General features: G+C 71.8%; 14 protein-coding genes. 7 read left to right on the top strand and 7 right to left on the bottom strand.

Translation table 11 applies throughout. The annotated features are described in order from the left end of the window. Nucleotides 1-112 precede the first annotated feature (112 nt). Both ACIQHQ_RS27845 and ACIQHQ_RS27840 read left to right on the top strand, forming a co-directional pair. Nucleotides 113-754, top strand: coding sequence for an ATP-dependent Clp protease proteolytic subunit (locus tag ACIQHQ_RS27845; protein WP_402616574.1), 642 nt, complete (start codon nucleotides 113-115; stop codon nucleotides 752-754). After that, complete coding sequence (locus ACIQHQ_RS27840) at nucleotides 754-1,356, top strand: ClpP family protease (protein WP_402616571.1); 603 nt, start codon at nucleotides 754-756, stop codon at nucleotides 1,354-1,356. The genes ACIQHQ_RS27845 and ACIQHQ_RS27840 overlap by 1 nt, the downstream gene beginning before the upstream one ends. Before the next feature lie 22 nt (nucleotides 1,357-1,378). Here ACIQHQ_RS27840 and ACIQHQ_RS27835 read toward each other — a convergent pair whose 3' ends face one another. Next, a complete protein-coding gene (locus tag ACIQHQ_RS27835; protein ID WP_402616568.1) occupies nucleotides 1,379-1,792 on the bottom strand; it encodes a helix-turn-helix domain-containing protein in 414 nt (137 codons plus the stop codon). 207 nt (nucleotides 1,793-1,999) lie between these two features. On the opposite strand from ACIQHQ_RS27835, the gene ACIQHQ_RS27830 reads away from it, so the two are divergent. Beyond that, the gene (locus tag ACIQHQ_RS27830) at nucleotides 2,000-2,887 is read left to right on the top strand and encodes an RNA polymerase sigma factor SigF (protein WP_283969118.1); all 888 of its coding nucleotides are present in this window, start codon (nucleotides 2,000-2,002) and stop codon (nucleotides 2,885-2,887) included. Between the two features lie 129 nt (nucleotides 2,888-3,016). Here ACIQHQ_RS27830 and ACIQHQ_RS27825 read toward each other — a convergent pair whose 3' ends face one another. After that, nucleotides 3,017-3,481: an ATP-binding protein gene (locus ACIQHQ_RS27825; RefSeq protein ID WP_402616566.1), complete on the bottom strand. Its 465-nt coding sequence runs from the start codon at nucleotides 3,479-3,481 to the stop codon at nucleotides 3,017-3,019. Between the two features lie 187 nt (nucleotides 3,482-3,668). Between ACIQHQ_RS27825 and ACIQHQ_RS27820 the strand changes: the two genes are divergently transcribed. The 3 genes from ACIQHQ_RS27820 to ACIQHQ_RS27810 are packed head-to-tail and all read left to right on the top strand — an operon-like array spanning nucleotide 3,669 to nucleotide 4,803. Beyond that, nucleotides 3,669-3,809, top strand: coding sequence for a hypothetical protein (locus ACIQHQ_RS27820; RefSeq protein WP_402616563.1), 141 nt, complete (start codon nucleotides 3,669-3,671; stop codon nucleotides 3,807-3,809). Then, nucleotides 3,806-4,390, top strand: a complete 585-nt coding sequence (locus ACIQHQ_RS27815) for a PRC-barrel domain-containing protein (RefSeq protein WP_402616560.1) — start codon at nucleotides 3,806-3,808, stop codon at nucleotides 4,388-4,390. Before ACIQHQ_RS27820 ends, ACIQHQ_RS27815 begins: the two co-directional genes overlap by 4 nt. After that, nucleotides 4,387-4,803 carry a PRC-barrel domain-containing protein gene (locus ACIQHQ_RS27810; RefSeq protein ID WP_402616557.1) on the top strand — a complete coding sequence of 139 codons (417 nt, stop codon included), beginning with the start codon at nucleotides 4,387-4,389 and terminating at the stop codon, nucleotides 4,801-4,803. Before ACIQHQ_RS27815 ends, ACIQHQ_RS27810 begins: the two co-directional genes overlap by 4 nt. An 8-nt stretch (nucleotides 4,804-4,811) precedes the next feature. On the opposite strand, the gene ACIQHQ_RS27805 is transcribed toward ACIQHQ_RS27810, so the two are convergent. Continuing rightward, nucleotides 4,812-5,990, bottom strand: coding sequence for a DUF6777 domain-containing protein (locus ACIQHQ_RS27805; RefSeq protein WP_402616554.1), 1,179 nt, complete (start codon nucleotides 5,988-5,990; stop codon nucleotides 4,812-4,814). A gap of 180 nt (nucleotides 5,991-6,170) precedes the next feature. On the opposite strand from ACIQHQ_RS27805, the gene ACIQHQ_RS27800 reads away from it, so the two are divergent. Continuing rightward, on the top strand, nucleotides 6,171-7,469 hold the full coding sequence (locus ACIQHQ_RS27800; RefSeq protein WP_402616551.1) for a streptophobe family protein: 1,299 nt from the start codon (nucleotides 6,171-6,173) through the stop codon (nucleotides 7,467-7,469). A gap of 9 nt (nucleotides 7,470-7,478) precedes the next feature. Here the strand turns inward: ACIQHQ_RS27800 and ACIQHQ_RS27795 are convergent, their stop codons facing one another. The 4 genes from ACIQHQ_RS27795 to ACIQHQ_RS27780 are packed head-to-tail and all read right to left on the bottom strand — an operon-like array spanning nucleotide 7,479 to nucleotide 12,264. Then, nucleotides 7,479-8,474 (bottom strand): serine/threonine-protein kinase, encoded by a 996-nt coding sequence (locus ACIQHQ_RS27795; protein WP_402616548.1) that lies wholly within the window; start codon nucleotides 8,472-8,474, stop codon nucleotides 7,479-7,481. Then, nucleotides 8,471-9,445, bottom strand: coding sequence for a hypothetical protein (locus tag ACIQHQ_RS27790; RefSeq protein WP_402616545.1), 975 nt, complete (start codon nucleotides 9,443-9,445; stop codon nucleotides 8,471-8,473). The genes ACIQHQ_RS27795 and ACIQHQ_RS27790 overlap by 4 nt, the downstream gene beginning before the upstream one ends. A gap of 9 nt (nucleotides 9,446-9,454) precedes the next feature. Beyond that, nucleotides 9,455-11,794, bottom strand: coding sequence for an FHA domain-containing protein (locus tag ACIQHQ_RS27785; protein ID WP_402616543.1), 2,340 nt, complete (start codon nucleotides 11,792-11,794; stop codon nucleotides 9,455-9,457). Between the two features lie 59 nt (nucleotides 11,795-11,853). Then, nucleotides 11,854-12,264 (bottom strand): hypothetical protein, encoded by a 411-nt coding sequence (locus ACIQHQ_RS27780; RefSeq protein WP_402616540.1) that lies wholly within the window; start codon nucleotides 12,262-12,264, stop codon nucleotides 11,854-11,856. Nucleotides 12,265-12,578 lie beyond the last annotated feature (314 nt).

Raw genomic sequence — 12,578 nt, 5'->3', positions numbered from 1 at the left:
GGATCTGCCGAGGGCAGAGAAACCGTTCACGGACATCACCCGAGGTCAACAGTGGAGTCGACGGCACATCCCCGACAGTCCGCGGCACTCGCTGCCGCGACGAGGAGGACCAATGACTCCACTCACGACGCTCGCACCGCGGGCGGAGGAGGGCGACACCCCTGCGACCCGCTTCGACGACCATCTGGCCGCCCAGCTGCTCGCGCAGCGCATCGTGCTGCTGGGCACCCAGGTCGACGAGGTCTCCGCGAACCGGGTCTGCTCCCAGTTGCTCATCCTGTCCGCAGAGGACGCGCACACCGACATCAGCCTGTACATCAACAGCCCCGGCGGGGCGGTGCACGCGGGTCTCGCCATCTACGACACGATGCGGCTCATCCCGAACGACGTCTCCACGCTGGCCATGGGTTTCGCGGCCAGCATGGGGCAGTTCCTGCTGAGCGTCGGCGCGCCGGGCAAGCGCTATGCGCTGCCGAACGCGCGGATCATGATGCACCAGCCCTCGGCGGGCATCGGGGGCACGACGGCAGACATCGAGATCCAGGCGGAGAACCTGGACTTCACCAAGCGGACCATCGAGCGGATCACCGCGGAGCACACCGGCCAGAGCCCGGAGACGATCTCCCGGGACGGTGACCGGGACCGCTGGTTCACGGCCGAGGAGGCCAGGGAGTACGGCATGGTGGACCGGGTCGTGGAGTCCCTCGGGGACGTCCGCCCGGCGGCCACCCGACGCAGGATGGGGCTCCAGTGATGGGTTCGTACACGATTCCGAACGTCGTCGAGCGCACCCCCCAGGGCGAGCGGTCCTACGACGTCTTCAGCCGGCTGCTGTCCGAGCGGATCATCTTCCTCGGCACCGAGATCGACGACGGCGTCGCCAACGTCGTCATCGCCCAGCTCCTCCACCTGGAGTCGTCCTCCCCGGAGAGCGAGATCGCGATCTACATCAACTCACCGGGCGGCTCGTTCACCTCGCTGATGGCCATCTACGACACCATGATGTTCGTGCAGGCGCCGATCTCCACGTTCTGCGTCGGGCAGGCGGCCTCCACGGCAGCCGTGCTGCTCGCCGGCGGGGACCCCGGGCGGCGGTTCGTGCTGGAGCACTCACGGGTACTGCTCGGTCAGCCGGCCGCCGGAGGGCAGCGCGGCATGGTGTCCGACCTGGCGCTCCAGGCCAAGGAGATGGTGCGGATCCGCTCCGAGGTGGAGGAGGTGCTGGCGCGGCACACCCACCACGACGTGACGGCCCTGCGGGCGGACATGGACCGTGACAAGGTGTTCACGGCGCAGGAGGCGGTGGGCTACGGGCTGGCCGACGAGGTGCTCAGCCGGCGCCTCGTGAGGCTGTGAGGCACCGGCCGGCCGGTACGGCTCAGGCGGCCAGGCACATCCCGTCGTGCGACGAGGCGGACGCCCCGCGGCGGCTGCCGCCGGCGTAGCGCGACGTGACGCGGGTCAGCTCGCCCTGCGCCCTCGTCAGCAGGTCGCCGAGGTTCAGCCCGAGGGCGTGGGCGGCGGCCGCGAGGACCTCCGAGGAGGCCTCCTTGCGGCCGCGCTCCACCTCCGAGAGGTAGGGCATGGAGATCCGTGCCTGGTCGGCGACGTCCTTCAGGGTGCGCTCCTGCGCGAGGCGCTCACGGCGCAGGACGTCACCCACCAGGTCCCGCCACAGCGGCTCCTTCGCGGCGGGGGCCGGCGGTGCCTGGCGCGGCGGCGCGCCGGCGGGGCGCGCGCCGTGCGGGCGCAGCGGGATGACTCGGGCTTCGCTTGGCCGGTGGTTGCTCACCGCTCCAGCCTAGGAATCCCGGCTGCCGGCGGAAGGGCCCGGCGTTCCGCCCTGGGTGGAATCACCACGCACGCGGCATGACAGAGAGGTACATTCCCTCCAATTTCGCCCATGAGAAAATTGACGAGCATGGTGAGGGTCAACCCGGGTACCCGCAACTCGGGAGTACCTATGCAGATGTCCGCCGTGACGTTCGTGGGAGAGGTAATGGAGACCGCCGTGATCCGGTCGAAGGCACAGGTCGTCGAAGAGAACACCGAAGCCGGCGCGGGTGACGGAGCACTGCCGGGCGTCGTGGACCCGCGGTCCGTGGCCCCGCGGGACGCGAGGGAATTGTCCCGCCAGTTCTTCCAGCGCCTGACGGAACTCGAAGAGGGCACGCACGAGTACCAGTACGCACGCAACACCCTGATCGAGATGAACATGTCGCTCGTGCGTTTCGCGGCCGGACGGTTCCGCGGCCGCGGCGACGACATGGAGGACATCGTCCAGACCGGCATGATCGGCCTGATCAAGGCCATCGACCGGTTCGAGCTCTCGCGGGAGGTGGAGTTCACCTCCTTCGCCCTGCCGTACATCGTCGGGGAGATCAAGCGCTTCTTCCGGGACACCACGTGGGCGGTGCACGTGCCGCGGCGGCTGCAGGAGCTGCGCGTGGAGCTGGCCAAGGCCCGTGAGGAGCTCGCCAGCCGACTGGACCGCGAGCCGACGGTCGCCGAGCTGGCGACGCTGATGAACATCTCCGAGCGCCAGGTGGTGGAGGGGCAGATCGCGGCGAACGGGTACAACTCGTCGTCGCTGGACGCCGCGCTCACCGGCGACGGCCCGGAAGGCGGCGAAGCGGTCCTGGCCGACTTCATCGGAGTGGAGGAGGACGGGCTGCGGCTCGTCGAGGACTTCCACTCGCTCGCCCCGCTCATGGCCGAGCTCAGCGAGCGCGACCGGCAGATCATCCACATGCGCTTCGTGGAGGAGGCCACCCAGGCGGAGATCGGTGAGCGGCTCGGCTGCTCGCAGATGCACGTCTCCCGGCTGATCAAGCGGATCATCACGCGGCTGCGCGAGGGCATGCTGGGCGAGCTGGGCTGCGCCTGAGCGCGACCGGCCGACCAGCGGGTGCCGTCCCACACGCGGGAGTGGGGCGGCACCCGCACAACGGCACGCACAAGACAAGAAGAGACCGCGACGACATGAGCCGCCCGGGTGAGGTGTTCACCCGGGCGGTCAGGCGTTGGCTCCCTCGGCGAGGGGCAGCACGGCACACACGCGCTTGCCCACCGGTACCCGTTCCACGCTGACCTGTTCCGCGAGCGCGTGGACGATCTCCAGGCCGTGCCGGCCGATGCGCTCGGGGTCGCGGGGGAAGATGCGGGGCAGTGCGGAGCTGCTGTCGTAGACCGACACCGCCACCGTGGTGTCGGTGCCGACGAGCTCCAGGATGTAGGGGCCGTTGCTGTGCCGGTCGGCGTTGGTGACCAGCTCACTCACCACCAGCAGTACGGCGCCGTCGACACGCTCGTCGATGTGCGCGCACCACTCGGTCCTGAGCTGTTCGAGAAAGAGCGCTGCGAAGGACCGCGCCTCGGCGATACAGCCCTGCTCGCCGGTGTAGTGCGCCGCTCGCCACAGCGGTTCAACGGGCACGTCGAAACCAGTCGGTATCACTGCCCCGTCCAGGTGGTCGATCATTCTTTTCTCTCTGGGAAGCCGGACTGGCCGGACGCTCTGCATCAGTGCTCGTACCCCGAGTCGGGCTTCGCAGTCCTCACACTTCTCAGCCCGTTCGGTGCCCGGGGCATTGTCCCCCCTCCGCGGGGCACCCGGAAGGCATCAGGCCCGGCCGAAGGCGGCCGGGCCGGATCACCGGAGGTGCGCGGTGGCCTGGTGGACATGGCTGATCGTGGTGATCGCGGCGATCGCCGCCATAGCGATGGTGACGCTCGCCGTGCAGGCCGGCCGGCGCTCGGGGACCGTCATCGCGGTCCGGCGCCGGCCCCGCGGGAAGGGCCTGCGATGAACGAGCTGCTGGCCGCACGGAGCCTGACGACCCTGCCGGTGGTCACCTTGGGCGGTGACGCCGTCGCGCAGGTCAAGGACACCGTCTTCGACGCCGCCGCCGGCCGTGTCACCGGCTTCACCCTCAGCGGCCGGGGGTTGCTCTCGGGTCCGTTGAAGCAGAGCCTGCCCTGGTCGGCGGTGCACGCGCTGGGTCCGCACGCGGTCATGATCCGCGACGCCCTCGCCCTTCAGGACACGTCCGTCGTGGTGGCCCGGCGCGAGGCCCAGCAGGGCCGGGTGCTGCACGCGAAGGTACTGACCGACGAGGGTGCCGAGGTCGGCACGGTGCTCGACGTGATCATCGAGGGCGGGACCAGTGGCCGGGTCGTGGGGTTCCGCATCGCCGCCGGCAAGGCGCTGGTGCAGGGCTCGCGGCGCCGCAGGCACCGGGTGTACGTGCCGCGCGGTGAGACGCTCGCCGTCTCTGGTCGCGCCCTGGTCATTCCGGCGGACGCCACCCGCTACGTGGCCGACGACCTGCCGGCCTTCGTCGCGCGGATCGGCGCCTTCCGGGACGGGCGGGAGGGGACGACCCCGTGATGCTGTTCTCCGAGGCTCGAGGGCTGCCGGTGCTGACGCTGACCAAGGCGGACGAGGTGGGCGCCTTGAGGTCGCTGACGGTCGACGCCGTGTCCGGTGTGGTGACCCATGTCCGGGTGCGGGGCCGGCACTCGCGCAAGGACACGGTGCTGGCCTGGGGCGCGCTGCACGCCGTCGGCCCGGACGCGGTGCTGGCCCGCACGACCGCCGCGCCCGCGGAGGTGCCGGCGCACCACGAACTGCCGGGTCTCAGGATCCTCACCGACACGGGTGACACGCTCGGCACGGTCCAGGACGTCGCGTTCGAACCCGAGACGGGCCGGATCGAGGCGGTCGTCACCGCCCACGGCGACCTGCCGGCCGATCGGCTGCTCGGGCTCGGCGACTACGCCCTGGTGGTCCGCGCCTCTTGAGCGCCGGCTCAGGAGGCCGGAGGCTGTTCCGTCGTGTCCGTCGTGTCCGTCGTGCCGCCTTCGGTGTCGCTCCCGGTGTCGCTTCCGGTGTCGCCGTCGGGCGGGGGCTGCTGGGTGTCGGCCGACGGTGGCTCGTCCGTCGTCGGCCCCGAGGTGTCCGTGTCCGAGGTCGGCGGCTCGCTCGAGGGCGGTTGCGACGACGTCGAGTCGGAAGGTGCCGTCGGAGTGGTGACGCTCGCCGACGGGGAGGGCTTGTCCGGCTTCTTGGTCTTCTGGTCCTTCGTGCCCGTGTCGCCCTTGTGGCGTTCGAACCACTCGCCGTCCGGCTCGCACATCACGAAGACGTCGACCGGCTCCGGCGCCGGTGCCACCATGACGACGTTCGACGACTTGTAGCCCGGCCACGCCTCGCCGGTCGTCTTCGGCGCGCTCTGCTGGGCGACCGGCGGCGACAGCGGGTTGCCGCAGGCGCACCGCACCCGGGGCACGCCGCGGCCGTCGACGAGCACGGCCGTACGGGCCTCGAGGACAGCCTGGTAGCTGGTGGGGGCGCCGTTCTTGTATCCGTGGTTGGTGACGCGGGTGTCCATGCGCAGCTGCACGGGGGTGAGCGAGCGCAGGTAGGCGGGGACTTCGGAGGGTTTGATTCCGGCGACCGAGGCGAAGGCGCGCTGCTTGTCCGGGGCGTCCCCGAAGTAGGTGATCTGCTTCTCCACGTCGCAGCTGGCGACGTTGCGGGTGCCGCCGTACAGGCCCGGCGCGTCGCCCTTCACACCCCGGACGGCGTTCTGCGGCGCCGACTCGGTGGCCCCCGACGGCGAGATCGGCGAGGCGGAGCTCTTCTCCTCCGCCGTCGACTCGGTGAACGCGTCCGGGCCCGTCTCGGCCGCCGGCTGGAGGAAGACCTCACCGCTGGAGGTGCTGGTTCCGCCGTCGGACGCACCTGTGCCGCCGTTGTCGGGACGGGACAGCACCACGGCGAGGATCACGGCGGCCACCACGGCGGTGGCGATGATCGCGACACGGGGTACCGACCCCCACCACGGTCGGCGGGGCTCCGGCTGCTTGCCGCCCCCGCTGGGCGGCTCCGAGGGCGGGCCGCCGCCCGAGGGCGGTTGGGAGGGACCCGACAGCGGGCCCGAGGGAGGTCCTGTGGGGCGGCCGGACGACGGCGGATCGACGCTCACGAGCTCTTCTTCCCTCGTGGGTTCTCTGCGGCCTTCACACACCTGAGGCGGTTAATCCGAGTGTATGCCGCTTTTTCCATTACGCGTTCATTGTGTGCTCCAGCCCCGTACGCCCCGCAAGCCGACGCGGACGGACCTCTTTGGCGGGCGCCCTGCGGAGGGCCTGCTTAGCGTGACAGCGTGACTTCGCGCACCCCCTCCGGCCAGGCACGCACCACCGGCGAGCGGGCTACCGCCCGCCACGGCTGGGCGCATGCCCTCGTCACGGTGCTCGGCGGGCTGCTCGCCATGGCGGTGGTGGCCGCCCTGGGCCTCTGGGCGGCAGGGGCCGCCGACCTTCCGGACGGTGGCTTCGCCCCGGTCGTCGCGGCCACCATGGTCACCGCCGTCGGCGGCACGGTGAAGCTCGCCGGAAGCGCCGGCGACCTCGCCGACACGCGGGCCGGCCTGACGGTCATTCCGTTGTCCGTCACGCTCACCGGGGCGCTGGTGATCGCCTGGGGCTTCCTGCGGCCGTTGCGGCACCGCGCGGTCGCGGGTGCGGCGGAGCTGGCCGGCTGGGCCGGCCGGGTGGCGGCCCTGTGGCTGCTCGCGCTGATCGGCCTGACGCTCGCCGCCCGCCACACCTTCGACATCTCCCTCGGCGATGACGCCCTCGGAGAACTCGGTGACCTGTTCGGCGCCTCACCGGAGATCGGCTTCACCACCGACGTTCCGTTGTCCGTGTTCGTCGCGGTGGTGTGGCTGGCCGGTGTGCTGGTGCTGGCCCTGCTGGTGTCGCGCGGGGCCCCGCTGCCCGCCGGACTGCTGCGCTTCCAGGCGTCGGTGCGGCCGGCCGCGTACGCGATGGTGGCGCTGCTGCTGGCCTGCGTCGTCATCGGTGTGGTCGTCGCCCTGGCCGTCGCGGCGGCCAAGGGCCACGTGCGGGAGACGTTCGCGGTGATCCTGCTCGGACTGCCCAACCTGGTGTGGCTGGCGCTGACGATCGGACTGGGCGCCACCTGGAACGGCAGGGTGGAGGGGCCGTTCGGGCTGCCGATGCCGCGTGTGCTCGACGAGGTGCTGCGCACCCCGGACGTCTCCGAACTGAATCTGCGGACCCTTTCCGAGCACGACGGCCGGGTGTGGTGGCTGCTGGCCGTCGACGTCGTACTGCTGCTCGCCGCCGCGTTCGTGATGGCGGCGCGGTCACCGGCGCGGGTGCGGGCCTGGCAGCACGCCGTGCACATGGCGGTCGCCCTCGTGCTCACGGTCTTCATGATCTGCCTCGTCGGGCGCATCTCCGCGCACTACGGCCTGTCCGTGCTCGGCATCGGCGACCTGGGCGGCGGCCTCGGGGGCGAGCTGTTCCTGCGACCCAAGCTGTGGGGCGCGGTGGGTCTGGCCGTCCCGTGGGGGCTGGTGACCGGGTGCGCCGGGGCGCTGCTGGCGCGGCACGTACGGCGCCGCGGCGAAGTGCCCTCCGACAGCAAGGGCTGACGCCGCGCGCTACGTCCGCTGCACGAACACCGGCTCGGCCCAGCGCGGCGGCGGCTTGGGCCGCTTCTGCCCCGCACCCGGCAGTTGCCGGTCCACGGGCGTGGGCGACCGGGTGGCCCCGGTCCCACCGCCGGTCGTCGCGGCACGCAGGGCGGCGACGAAGGCGAGGCAGGACGGGTACCGGTCGTCGGGGCTCTTGGCGAGGGCCTGGGCGAGGACATGGTCGACGCCCGGGTCGAGATCGGGCCGGTCCTCGGTCAGCGGCGGGGGCTGGTCGTACTGGTGGGCCCAGAGCAGGGCCATGTCGTCGTCGCGGAGGAAGGGCGGATGGCCGGCCAGGGTCTCGAAGACGACGCAGGCGAAGCCGTACACGTCGCAGCGGGCGTCGACCGGCTTGCCGGAGATCTGCTCGGGGGCGACGTAGTCGAGCGTGCCGACGAACTGGCCGACCGTCGTGAAGCCGGTCAGCGACAGCGACTTCTTCGTCAGGCCGAAGTCGGTGAGGTACACGTGCTCGGGGTGGTCGCTGTCGGTGCCGCGGGAGACCAGGATGTTGCCGGGCTTGACGTCCCGGTGGACCAGGCCGTGGTCGTGGGCCGCGTCGAGCGCGGAGGCGAGCTGGGCGGCGACGCGCACGGCGGTGGCGGGCGGCATCGGACCCTCACGGTCGAGGACATGCCGCAGGTCGCTGCCCGCGACGTACCGCATGGCGATGTACAGCACACCGTCGGTCTCACCGGCCTCGAACACCGGCACGATGTGCGGGTGGTCGATCGCCGCGGCGGCCCGGGACTCATGGGTGAAGCGGCGGCGGAAGGTGTCGTTGCGGGCGAGTTCCGGGGCGAGCAGCTTCAGGGCGACGGTGCGTTCCAGGCGCAGGTCACGGGCGCGGTAGACGACGGCCATGCCGCCGCGCCCGATCTCCTGCTCGATCCGGTAACCGGCGATCTGCTGCCCGATCAGCTCGGAGGGCCGCCCCGAGAACAGGCTCGTCTCGCGGTTCAACGGTCCTCCCCCTCGGGCGACACGACCCGGGTGGGCTCACGCCCCACCACCCGCGTGGGCGGTGCCTCAGCCGTGCGTCCCCCCTCCTCGTCGCCCTCCTCGCCCTGCGGTGACGCGAGGCGCGTCGGCTCGGGAGCACCCCTCGGTTCGCGTGTCTTCGCGCCCACCACCCGGGTCGGCGGCGGAGCCTCGGGAGGCGCGATGCCGGTCGGCTCGGGCGCCTCGGGCGGCACCACCCGGGTGGGCTCGGGAGCGTCCGGCGCCAGTACCCGGGTCGGCGGCGGAGCCTCGGGAGGCGCGATGCCGGTCGGCTCGGGCGCCTCGGGCGGCACCACCCGCGTCGGCCCCGCCGGGGCGCTGCGCGCGGGTGCCGGTGCGTCGGCCGGAGGCGGCGTCGCGGGGCGGGGCGTCTCCCCGGGGCCCTCGGACGGCACCACCCGCGTGGAGGGATGCGCGGACGCTGCGGCGGGGCGGGACTCCGGTGCGGCTCCGGGCGTCTCGTCCGTGGCGTACGTGGTCATCCGGGTGCCGTCGGCGTACACCCAGTGCCCGTGGGCGGAGTCGTAGAGCCACACGGACTCGCCGTCGACGACGACGCCGATCCGCGTGCCGCGGGTGCGGGCGCGGAAGGACTCCCGGTCGAGACCGCCAGCGAGGTCCTCGACCGCGGAACGGTAGCGCGCCAGGGCTTCCTGTGCCCGGCCCAGCAGCGGCCGCGGATCGGCGGCGTGGGTGAGCGGCCCGTCGGCCGCCGGCGGGTCCTGCGGTACGGCGACCAGACGGCGGCCGTCCACCCAGGCCGACCAGCCGTTGAAACACAGGACGTGCCCCCAGTCGCCCTGCCGCTCCAGGAGCTGCACCGGCAGCAGGGGGTCGAGGTCGACGGTGGGCCGGGACGGGTCGGGTGCCTCCCATGCGGGCATCCCGTGCTGCGGGACGACGTGCGTGGGCCGGAAGCCGGGGGTCGTCATCGGCGCTCCCTACTTCCGCATGACGGCCGGTTCGTGCCGGCGCAGCATCCGGGACACGAGGAACCCGAAGAGCACCGACAGCAATACCAGCATCCCCACGTCCAGCAACCAGGTGCCCGCCGAGTGCTCGAAGAGCGGGTCCTTCGTCAGGTCGTCGGGCACGATCCGGGCCAGCCCGACGGTCCCGGCCATCGCCGCCAGCGCCCAGCGTGCCGGAACCAGCCAGCCCAGCTGCTCCAGTCCGGGGGTGTCGGCCAGCTTCAGCAGGGCTCCGCAGAAGACGACCTGGACGATGGCGATGAGCACGAGCAGCGGCATCGTCACCTCTTCCTTGCGCACCAGCGAGGAGATGAGCAGGCCGAGCATCATCGCCGTGAACGCGAGCAGGGCGACGGCGACCGTGATCTCCACCAGGGGCGGCATCAGGACGCCTTCACCGCCCGGTGCGTTGAGGTCCACGCCGAACAGGGCGACCAGGGTCAGCACCACCGCCTGGAGCACGGTGATGACACCCAGGACGATGACCTTGGACATCAGGTACGCCGATCTGGACAGACCCACCGCCCGCTCCCGCTGGTAGATCACGCGTTCCTTGACGAGTTCGCGCACGGCGTTGGCCGCCCCGGTGAGCACCGCCCCGACGCACAGGATGAGCAGCGCGTTCATCGCCGTGTCGAGCGTCAGCTTGCCGCCCGCCAGGGCTCGGGCCATCGCGCCCATCACGAACGGCAGGGCGATCATGATGATCAGGAAGGTGCGGTCGGCGCTCAGCGCGGCCGCGTACCGGCGCACCAGCGTGCCGAGTTGCGCACCCCGGCTGCGCGGCCGGGGCGGGGCGGTGATGACGACGGGCCCGGAGCGGGGCTGCTGGGGCTGCGCGGAGGCGTCGGCGACGTACCGGCCGTGGAAGGGCGAGGCGAGGTAGTCCCCCGCCCAGTCCCGGTCCCTGTCGCGTTCGAAGGCCTCGAAGGCCTCCGGCCACTCCTCGAAGCCGAAGAACGACAGGGCGTCCTCGGGCGGCCCGTAGTAGGCGATCTTCCCGCCGGGTGCCAGTACGAGGAGCCGGTCGCACACGTCCAGACTGAGCACGCTGTGGGTGACGACGATGACGGTCCGGCCGTCGTCGGCGAGGCCGCGCAGCATGTGCATCACGGAGCGGTCCATGCCGGGGTCGAGGCCGGAGGTCGGCTCGTCGAGGAACAGCAGCGACGGCTTCGTCAGCAGTTCCAGGGCCACGCTGACACGCTTGCGCTGGCCGCCGGAGAGGCTGTGCACGGGCTGGTCCGCGCGCTGCTCCAGGCCCAGTTCGCGAATGACCTCGTCGACCCGGGCGCGCCGCTCGGCCTTGGCAGTGTCCTGCGGGAAGCGCAGTTCGGCGGCGTAGGAGAGGGCTTTGCGGACGGTGAGTTGCGCGTGCAGGATGTCGTCCTGCGGAACCAGGCCGATGCGCTGGCGCAGCTCGGCGTAGTCGCGGTAGAGGTCACGGCCGTCGTAGAGGACGGTGCCGTGGTTCGCGGGGCGCTGACCGGTGAGGGCGTTGAGGAGGGTGGACTTGCCGGCGCCGCTCGGGCCGACGACGGCGAGCAGGCACTTCTCCCCCACCGGGAACGACACGTGGTCGAGGAGCGTCTTGCGGCCGCGGTCGACGGTGACGGCGAGGTCCTGCACGTCGAGGGAGACCTCGCCGCTGTCGACGTACTCCTGGAGTTGGTCGCCGACGAGGCAGAACGCCGAGTGACCGATGCCGACGATGTCGCCCGGGCGGACCGGGGCGGTGGTGACGGGGCTGCCGTTGAGGTACGTGCCGTTGTGGCTGCCCAGGTCGGTGATCTCGTAGGTTCCATCGGCGAGGGCGCGCAGTTCGGCGTGCCGGCGCGAGACCACGAGGTCGTCGATGACCAGGTCGTTGTCGGTGGCGCGGCCGATGCGGACGGTGCGGGAGGGCAGCGGCCGTACCGTTGTGGGCTGCCGGTAGGTGCCGGTGTGGGCCGGCATGGAGACGGCGGAGGGGCGCTGTGGAGTGGGCGCGGCGGGTGCGGGGCGGCCCATGAGGGTCATGCGCGGCCCGTCCGCCGGACTGCCGAAGCGGATGACGCTGCCGGGTCCGACATCCCACTCGTGGATGCGCCGGCCGTCCGCGTAGGTGCCGTTGGTGCTGTCCTCGTCCTCGATGATCCAGTGACCGTCCTCGGGCCGCAGCACGGCGTGATGCCAGGAGACCCGGTCGTCGTCGATGACGATGTCGCACAGCGGATCGCGCCCCACGTGGTAGTCACGGCCCGGGATCATCACGGTGGTGCCCGTCTCCGTCTCCAGGACGAGCTCTGGTGCTACCGAGGGTTGCGCCATGGTCAAGATTCTACCGATTTGCCCTGATGTGCGCCTGGGCGAGTGGGACCGGCGGCGGGTCAGGCGACGGAGATGCCGACGAAGGGAGCGGTGCGCTGGATCCGCAGGGCGTCCACGGACTCGGCGAGCAGTTCGTACTCCGTGGTGTCGTCGCTGGTGGCGATCCGCACCAGCCGTCCGGCCGCCAGTTCCTCGGCGACCCGCTCCTGCTGGGCGGGATCGGCGCACCAGGCTCGCAGCAGCATGGGCACGTCGGGCACGGTGGGGGCGACCGGCACGAGCGCGCCCGGGGGTAAGTGCTCGGCGTCGGGCCGGGGGTCGAGTCGCTGGGCGATCCAGGAGGCGCGGTCGCGCAGCCACCACAGGGCGAGGGCGAGGGTGGGCGCCCGATAGGTACCGAGGGGCACTCCGATACGGCGGCCGTCGCAGACTCCGTACGCCGTGACGTGGCACAGAAACTCGTCGTGCACGTGACCCTCCCCCGTTGCCCTGCCCGTCCGCCGGTCCGGCCTCGCTTCTTGTGCGGCTCGCGTGCTGTGCGTGAGGGCGCCGTCGCTCGATGTGAAACGCTCTCGCAGGTCAGTATGTTCACTACTGAATCACTGTCACCATGACTTTCCGGCCACTCTCCTGGCATATGCGCACTTGCGTGGCCGAAATCCGGCGAGCGGTGGCGACGGCCCGTGACACAGGAGGTGAACGACGCTCCCGGCAGGCGCGGACAAGGTGGTCGTACCCGGTTCGGCCGGAGCGGACCCCGGGCCCTGACCAGCGGATACGACCT

This window comes from Streptomyces sp. NPDC092370, from assembly GCF_044755265.1.
GTDB lineage: Bacteria > Actinomycetota > Actinomycetes > Streptomycetales > Streptomycetaceae > Streptomyces.
The sequence above is the reverse complement of the archived record's forward strand: the minus strand, read 5'-3'. Positions and strand labels throughout refer to the sequence as shown.

Bases quoted from the DNA above. Each gene is read 5' to 3' on its own strand.
- ACIQHQ_RS27845 (WP_402616574.1), top strand. From the start codon at position 113: ATGACTCCACTCACGACGCTCGCACCGCGGGCGGAGGAGGGCGACACC.
- ACIQHQ_RS27825 (WP_402616566.1), bottom strand. From the start codon at position 3,481: ATGATCGACCACCTGGACGGGGCAGTGATACCGACTGGTTTCGACGTG.
- ACIQHQ_RS27815 (WP_402616560.1), top strand. From the start codon at position 3,806: ATGAACGAGCTGCTGGCCGCACGGAGCCTGACGACCCTGCCGGTGGTC.
- ACIQHQ_RS27785 (WP_402616543.1), bottom strand. From the start codon at position 11,794: ATGGCGCAACCCTCGGTAGCACCAGAGCTCGTCCTGGAGACGGAGACG.
- ACIQHQ_RS27840 (WP_402616571.1), top strand. From the start codon at position 754: ATGGGTTCGTACACGATTCCGAACGTCGTCGAGCGCACCCCCCAGGGC.
- ACIQHQ_RS27830 (WP_283969118.1), top strand. From the start codon at position 2,000: ATGGAGACCGCCGTGATCCGGTCGAAGGCACAGGTCGTCGAAGAGAAC.
- ACIQHQ_RS27790 (WP_402616545.1), bottom strand. From the start codon at position 9,445: ATGACGACCCCCGGCTTCCGGCCCACGCACGTCGTCCCGCAGCACGGG.